Here is a 1,317-nt window from a genome sequence, read left to right as displayed (position 1 = left end):
CATCGGCCCGTTCGCGCTGATGTTCACCGGCCTCGGGTCGATCATCGGTTCGGGCTGGCTGTTCGGCGCGTGGAAGGCGGCGAAAATTGCAGGTCCGGCGGCCGTTTGCGCCTGGATCATCGGCGCTGTGGTCATTCTGGCCATCGCGCTCACCTATGCCGAACTCGGTGCGATGTTCCCGGAGTCGGGCGGTATGGTCCGCTACGCCCGCTACTCGCATGGCGCACTGGTGGGCTTCATCAGCGCGTGGGCAAACTGGATCGCCATTGTCTCGGTGATCCCGATTGAAGCCGAAGCCTCGATCCAGTACATGAGCACCTGGCCCTATGCGTGGGCGCACGCGCTCTTCGTCGACGGGTCATTGACTCATTCAGGGCTCGGGCTCTCCGCGATTCTCGTGATCATCTACTTCATGCTCAACTATTGGGGCGTGAAGCTGTTCGCGCGTGCCAACAGCGCGATCACGATCTTCAAGTTCATCATCCCGGGTCTGACGATCATTGGCCTGATGGCTGGAAGCTTCCACCATGAGAATTTCGGCCAAACGACCACGTTCGCGCCGTATGGCTGGTCGGCGGTATTCACGGCGGTCGCCACGAGCGGCATCGTGTTCGCGTTCAACGGCTTCCAGAGCCCGATCAACCTCGCGGGTGAAGCGCGCAATCCGGCCAGGAGCGTACCGTTCGCAGTGATCGGCTCCATTCTCTGCGCGCTCGTGATCTACGTGCTGCTGCAGATCGCCTATATCGGCGCGGTCAATCCGGCGGACGTCGCGAAGGGCTGGAACACGTTCAACTTCAAGTCGCCGTTCGCGGAACTCGCGATCGCGCTGAACCTGAACTGGCTTGCGATCCTGCTCTACGTCGACGCCTTCGTGAGCCCGAGCGGCACCGGTACGACCTATATGGCGACGACCTCGCGCATGATCTACGCGATGGAGCGCAACAACACGATGCCGAAGATGTTCGGCGATGTGCACCCGTTCTACGGCGTGCCGCGCAACGCGATGTGGTTCAACCTGCTCGTCTCGTTCATCTTCATGTTCTTCTTCCGCGGCTGGAGTTCGCTCGCGGCGGTGATCTCGGTGGCAACGGTGATTTCGTACCTCACGGGTCCGATCAGCCTGATGGCGCTCAAGCGTGCCGCCACGGACATCGAGCGCCCGCTCTCCGTGCCGTTCATGAAAGTGATCGCGCCGTTCGCATTCGTCTGCGCATCGATGATCCTGTACTGGGCGAAGTGGCCGCTGACCGGCGAAATCATTCTGCTGATGGTCGTCGCGCTGCCGGTGTACTTCTACTTCCAGCGCAAGCAGGG

The 1,317-nt window shown here is 61.4% G+C and carries 1 protein-coding gene; it reads left to right on the top strand.

Annotated elements, in window-relative coordinates:
* Position 1: 1 nt before the first annotated feature.
* The coding region (locus tag M3I56_RS40545) for an APC family permease (protein WP_254358655.1) at positions 2–1,317 on the top strand (1,316 nt) is incomplete at its 3' end.

This window comes from Paraburkholderia sp. CNPSo 3281, from assembly GCF_024206515.1.
Taxonomy (GTDB): domain Bacteria; phylum Pseudomonadota; class Gammaproteobacteria; order Burkholderiales; family Burkholderiaceae; genus Paraburkholderia; species Paraburkholderia nodosa.
This window is presented reverse-complemented; position numbering and strand designations above follow the sequence as displayed.